The organism is Microcystis sp. LSC13-02 (genome assembly GCA_002282935.1).
Lineage (GTDB): Bacteria > Cyanobacteriota > Cyanobacteriia > Cyanobacteriales > Microcystaceae > Microcystis.
The window spans coordinates 1-6,367 of the sequence record MTBT01000226.1; the positions used below are offsets into that span (position 1 = coordinate 1).

Genomic DNA, 6,367 nt, shown 5'->3' on the forward strand with positions numbered 1-6,367 from the left:
GCAGGTGCGGAACCCCGCAAGGGAAAGAAGCAGAAACCCAAATCGTGAGGTTTGGGAATCACCGTCCGTTTACGGCGGTGAGGATGTCAACCTTGCCCTTCCCCCATGATTCCTGCTTGCCGTAATAATTCCAGGAGCCGTTCATTTTCCTGTTCTGCTAAATTGGCCCGTTGCCGTTCTGCCTCTGCGGTTTGCTCTGCTAAATTAGCTCTTTGTTGTTCTGTCTGTGCGGTTTGCTCTGCTAAACTAGCCCGTTCGGATAACTCTAGGGTTGTTAAAAAACGATTACCCTGGGGAGTATAAATTTCTAACTGCTCCTGGTTTAACACAAAACGGATGTCTAACCGGGGACTAACCCAATCCGTCGCCATTTCGATCACTTGCAACTTGTTGGCCCTGCGCTGATAACCAGCAAAATCCACCCGTTCAGGGTCATAGATATAGTATTCCTCTACCCCATATTGTTCATAAAACCCTAACTTTTTGGCCATTTCCTTGAGGGTATTTCCCGGCGACAAAATCTCGAAAACCACTTGGGGTGCAATATTTCCCTCCTGCCACTGACGATAGGAGCCGCGCTCGCCTTTAGGCCGTCCAAAGACCACCATCACATCGGGAGCCACGCGAATATCTGGACGACCCTCGACGGGATACCACAGTAAATCCCCCGCCACAAACACATCGGAAGCATCTCGAAATACACAATCAAGATTTTCCTTAATCAAGACAATCCAGCGAAATTGCAAGGTATTATCGGCCATCGGTTGTCCATCACTGTCAGGATAAATAACGGCTCGGTTTAGGGCTACGGTCATGGGTAGTGGCTCCCAACGCTCAAAGGTTATTTTAAAAGGGGGTTAGTCGGGGAAAGATTACTGTCGGTTAGCGAAAGCTCGTCTCCGCGATTAGATTGCAACAGCCCCGATCGCCCCAGTAAATCTATATAATCGAAAATATCCCTATCAACTTACCGACGCGGAACGAGATTAATCCGGCCTTCGTCCATTTCATCCATGAGTAACTCTAGGGCCTCGTAATCCACATCGGAAACGTAGCCAAGACGAGCGAGGAGTTCATTAATTCCGTTTTCGATTTCTGGCGTGATCTGACGATAATATAGGGCTTGTTCCACTAATTGGCGGATAGTCGGCTGGGTATCCACAGTTTTCTTACGCTAGTTCAATAAATCTAGTTTCTGTATCCTGCTTTACTTTATTTCAGCAAAAATACCAGTATAATGCTTGGTCATCATCAGTCATTCGGGATTAGAACTTAAACCTAACGACTTTCCCCTGATGTTCACCCGAGTAAGTCCTGATCACTGTTTCTCTTTACTGTTCGCATCCCAAGGTTAACCTAAAACCGGTTTCTTCCTAAAGGGGTAAAGATTAAGAAAAGATTAATCTTTTCAGGAGAGAAAAAATATATCAAGACGAAGGTTACAAAATCAGAAAGTTAGAACATAATAGCGGTATCTGATCTCCAGTTAAAAGGTTCATTTATGAATTTCAAAGCCTAGCCATGAAAAGTCCTGTAAAAGTCCCAGAAATTGCTCTATTTGAGCCAAACGGCTATATTACCGCCGCTAACGTCCTAGAATTTCAAGAGCAGCTCACCAATCTGGTTAACCGGAGTCGCTCTATCACTTTTCTGGTGGATATGAGTAGGGTGGAATTCCTCGACAGCGCTGGATTAATGGCTTTAGTTAGCGCCTTTCGTCTGGCTCAAAGTCAAGAAAAATCCTTCAATATCTGTTCTATTCCACCTTCAGTCAAGATTATCTTTGAATTAACCCAACTCGATCGGGTTCTCTCTATTTTCCCTAGCCGTGCTGACTTTGATGCTGTTATCACCCTCCCCCAAGCGGCGTAAGCAGAGAAAATAGCGTTTCTCGCCGCAATTTCTCGGCTGAACTCTCAATTCTACCGGTAAATCACCTCTTGACCGGGCAGATTCCCATTTGTACAACCGACTCCTCAGGACAACAATTTTTTTCAAGGAGAGGCATTATACTGTTGAGATGGCTCTCCTCGTTTTTGGATATTATTTCTGGGACAAACTACCGTACACTTGTTCGGAGCAGCTCACAAAAGACTGTCTATTAAGAAATTCCATGACTTTAGTGATGACAGAGGGGAAGGGGGCCAAGATGGTAGATAGGTAATGAGTAGTAATTTCCTAGAATCCATGACAGTCAACAATCTCCAGTATGCTTATTTTCCCGGTTGTGTCGCCCAAGGTGCCTGTCGGGAACTATATTTATCCACGGCAGCCCTGACGGAAGCTTTGGGGATTAATTTAGTCGAACTCAAAAAAGCTGCCTGTTGTGGTTCGGGAACCTATAAGGAAGATTCGCAACTCTTGGAAGATGCCGTCAATGCGCGCAATATTGCCCTAGCGGAAGCCCTCAATTTACCCCTGTTGACTCACTGTAGCACCTGTCAAGGAGTGATCGGTCATGTGGACGAGCGCTTGAAGGAAGCAAAGCATAATAATCCCAATTATGTTGAGGAAGTTAATAATTATTTACAGAAAGAACATTGTTCCCCCTACCAAGGTACGACGACGGTTAAACACCTACTCTGGGCAATTGTCGGCGATTATGGCTTAGATAATCTGGCGGCCAAGGTGGTTCGTCCCTTATCAGGGTTAAATTGTGCCAGTTTTTATGGTTGTTATCTCCTGCGGGCCCAGGATACTCTCCCCTACGATAATCCCTTTCAGCCGGAATCTCTAGAAAATGTCTTTCGAGCGGTGGGGGCGAATCCGATTTATTATCAAGGACGCACTCAATGCTGTGGTTGGCCTCTGTCCAGTTATGCCACCACCCAATCCTTCCAAATGGCAGGAAAACACATTTTAGAGGCCATGGCAGCGGGGGCCGATTGTTTAGTCACCCCTTGTCCTTTATGCCATCTTAATCTTGATTCCCGACAACCGGAAGTGGCAAAAGTGATCGGTCGAAGTTTAGGTTTACCCGTGTTACATTTTTCCCAATTGGTCGCTTTAGCGGTGGGAGTCAGTCCCGATCGTTTAGGATTAGATCGACACATCGTTTCGACCAAATCCCTCTTAAAGAAATTGGGGTTTTAGAACTCAATCAGGAGTGTTAGCAATGGATTGGTTAAAAAGAATTTTTGGCTTAGATAAACCGGCAGATGCCGCTAGTGCGATCGCAGGGAAAGCCGCTGCTGCGGGTATTCCCCCCGAAAGAGTCGGATTAGATGGAAAATACGACGAAAGCGGACTAGCTAAACGAGTAGTTTTAGCTTTTGACGAGACACCGGATTTAGCTGATGAAGACAAATTGTGGGTCGCTCAAACTGGTGGTAAAGTTGTACTAAAAGGCAAGGTTTCCAATCAGGCGACTTTAAATAAAATGGTTGCGATCGCCAGTAAAGTACATGGGGCAACCAGCGTCGATACCAGTCAGGTAAAATGGGAAGGATAGATAAAACTCAGGAGAAAGGACCCCAGTGCCGTACAACCCCGCAGAAATCGAACAGAAATGGCAGAAGATTTGGCAGCAAATGGGATTGGACAAAACCCCAGAAAACGCCGATAAACCGAAATTTTACGCCCTCTCCATGTTCCCCTATCCATCGGGCAACCTGCACATGGGTCACGTTCGCAACTATACTATCACCGATGTGATTGCCCGTCTGAAAAGAATGCAGGGTTATCGCGTCCTGCATCCCATGGGGTGGGATGCTTTCGGATTACCCGCAGAAAATGCCGCCATTGAAAGGGGAGTTCCTCCGGCAAAATGGACCGAGCAAAATATTGCCCAGATGAAACGGCAATTACAACAGTTAGGATTATCTATCGATTGGGAAAGAGAAGTTGCCACCTGTTCCCCGGAATATTATCGTTGGACCCAATGGCTATTTTTACAGTTTTTTGCATCGGGATTAGCCTACCAAAAAGAAGCGGCAGTGAATTGGGATCCTATCGATCAAACTGTCTTGGCCAATGAACAGGTAGATAGTGAAGGAAAATCTTGGCGATCGGGTGCTAAAGTAGAAAGAAAATTACTCCGGCAATGGTTCCTAAAAATCACCGATTATGCCGAACAATTACTCACTGATTTAGATAAACTTACCGGTTGGCCAGAACGGGTTAAAACCATGCAGGCCAACTGGATCGGTAAATCGGTAGGTGCTTATTTAGAATTTCCTCTTGTTAATTCCACAGAAAAAATTGCCGTTTTTACCACTCGTCCCGATACGGTTTATGGAGTGACTTATGTGGTACTTGCTCCCGAACATCCCTTAACTTTACAAGTTACCACTCCCGAACAAAAATCGGCCGTAGAAACTTTTATTCAAGAGATAGCCAGCGAAAGCGAATTAGAAAGAACTGCCGAAGATAAACCCAAACGCGGTATTAAAACCGGAGGACTAGCAATTAATCCTTTTACTGGTGAAGAAATTCCGATTTTAATTGCTGATTATGTCCTCTACGAATACGGTACGGGGGCAGTGATGGGAGTCCCGGCTCACGACAGTCGCGATTTTAAATTCGCTCGGGAAAATAACCTGCCAATTAAGATAGTTATTACTCCAGAAAGTGGCGAAATTGAGTTAAAAGAGGCCTATACAGAAGCGGGAATTATGATTAATTCCGCTCAATTTAATGGACTGAATTCCCAAGAAGGAAAAACCGCTATTATTGATTATGCCACTGCCCAATGTTACGGCAAAGCTAGAATACAATATCGCCTCCGGGATTGGTTAATTTCCCGTCAAAGATATTGGGGTTGTCCGATTCCAGTTATCCACTGTCCTAACTGTGGAACTGTGCCAGTACCAGTGGAAAATTTACCCGTTACTTTACCAGAAAATGTCGAATTTAGCGGTCGAGGGGCTTCCCCTTTAGCTAAGTTGGAAGACTGGGTAAATGTGGATTGTCCTAGTTGTGGAACTCCCGCAAAACGGGAAACAGACACCATGGATACTTTCATCGATTCTAGTTGGTATTTCCTCCGTTATACCGATGCTAAAAATGAAGATATACCCTTTCAATTCGAGAAGGTTAATGATTGGATGCCCGTGGATCAATACGTCGGAGGAATCGAACACGCTATCCTACATTTACTCTATTCTCGTTTCTTTACCAAAGTTTTAAGAGACCGAGGTTTAGTTAATGTCGATGAACCTTTTAACCGTCTATTAACCCAGGGAATGGTACAGGGATTAACCTACAAAAATCCCGAAACTGGCAAATATGTCCCCGCAGAAAATGTTATCTATAAAGAGGATAAATATTGCGATAAAGACACGGGAGAAGTTCTTTCTTTCTTCTTTGAAAAAATGTCCAAGTCGAAATATAACGGCGTTGATCCTCTGAAAGTCCTCGAAAAATATGGGGCTGATACTGCCCGAATGTTTATACTTTTTACCGCACCCCCAGAAAAAGATTTACAGTGGGAAGATGCCGGGGTAGAAGGACAATTTCGCTTTCTTAATCGGGTGTGGCGTTTAGTCAGCGAATACATTGAAAATAAACCCAAGCAAGTCAAAAAAATAGAAACTTTCTCGAAAACTGACAAGGATTTAAGACGGGCAATTCACACCGCTATTAAAGAAATCTCCGAGGATTTAGAAGGAGATTATCAATTTAATACCGCCATTTCCGAATTAATGAAACTCAGTAACGCTTTAGGGGATAATAAGTGTTTTGAATCCCCCATTTATCGGGAAGGAATCGAAACCCTATTAATCTTACTTTCCCTCTTTGCTCCCCATCTTAGCGAAGAATTATGGCAAGCTTTAGGCCATAGCCAATCAATTCACCTGCAACCTTGGCCAAAAGTTGATCCTACTGCCCTTATTGTGGACGAGATCACCCTTGTCATCCAAATTTTGGGAAAAACCAGAGGCACGATACAAGTTCCCGCTAGTGCCGATAAAAGCACCTTAGAAACCCTCGCCCTGGAATCAGAAATCACCCAACGTTATTTAGAGGGCAAGGAAATCAAAAAAGTGATTGTTGTCCCGGGCAAATTAGTTAACTTTGTCGTGGGTTAAATGACAGCAATTATCACAATGGTAGGGAATTAAAGAACCTTTTCAGTTATCAGTAATCAGTTAGATTAACACTTTCTATGAAAAACTATCAATAGATGGCAAAATAGAAACTATACAATTAGCATTGTCTGTAAATAGGGTTTGCGGCAAAAAGTTATTGAAAAGCACAGGTCTCTTAATCAATGATTTCACTTAGCTAAAAGCATAAGCTTTAGTTGTTGATTAATCTCTAAGCTATAACTTATTATAATCATTGACCCAGAAAAAGTGCGGTTTTTCCATTTCAGACATAAAAAAGCCCAAAAAACCTGCCGAAGCAGGGTGGAAAGATTGATAAC

6 protein-coding genes are annotated in these 6,367 nt (G+C 43.8%); 4 read left to right on the forward strand and 2 right to left on the reverse strand.

Annotated elements, in window-relative coordinates; all coding sequences use genetic code 11:
* Positions 1-86 precede the first annotated feature (86 nt).
* Both BGL89_RS14115 and BGL89_RS14120 read right to left on the reverse strand, forming a co-directional pair.
* Positions 87-815, reverse strand: coding sequence for a Uma2 family endonuclease (locus BGL89_RS14115; RefSeq protein ID WP_286826236.1), 729 nt, complete (start codon positions 813-815; stop codon positions 87-89).
* 152 nt (positions 816-967) lie between these two features.
* The gene (locus BGL89_RS14120; RefSeq protein ID WP_002761266.1) at positions 968-1,162 is read right to left on the reverse strand and encodes a hypothetical protein; all 195 of its coding nucleotides are present in this window, start codon (positions 1,160-1,162) and stop codon (positions 968-970) included.
* A gap of 359 nt (positions 1,163-1,521) precedes the next feature.
* On the opposite strand from BGL89_RS14120, the gene BGL89_RS14125 reads away from it, so the two are divergent.
* The 4 genes from BGL89_RS14125 to leuS all read left to right on the forward strand — a co-directional run bounded on the left by BGL89_RS14125 (position 1,522) and on the right by leuS (position 6,029).
* On the forward strand, positions 1,522-1,872 hold the full coding sequence (locus tag BGL89_RS14125; protein WP_286826237.1) for an STAS domain-containing protein: 351 nt from the start codon (positions 1,522-1,524) through the stop codon (positions 1,870-1,872).
* A 291-nt stretch (positions 1,873-2,163) separates the two neighbouring features.
* On the forward strand, positions 2,164-3,093 hold the full coding sequence (locus BGL89_RS14130) for a CoB--CoM heterodisulfide reductase iron-sulfur subunit B family protein (RefSeq protein WP_286826238.1): 930 nt from the start codon (positions 2,164-2,166) through the stop codon (positions 3,091-3,093).
* Positions 3,094-3,115: 22 nt separating this feature from the next.
* Positions 3,116-3,451, forward strand: a complete 336-nt coding sequence (locus tag BGL89_RS14135; RefSeq protein ID WP_286826239.1) for a BON domain-containing protein — start codon at positions 3,116-3,118, stop codon at positions 3,449-3,451.
* A 25-nt stretch (positions 3,452-3,476) separates the two neighbouring features.
* Complete coding sequence (leuS, locus tag BGL89_RS14140) at positions 3,477-6,029, forward strand: leucine--tRNA ligase (protein WP_286826240.1); 2,553 nt, start codon at positions 3,477-3,479, stop codon at positions 6,027-6,029.
* Positions 6,030-6,367: the final 338 nt, after the last annotated feature.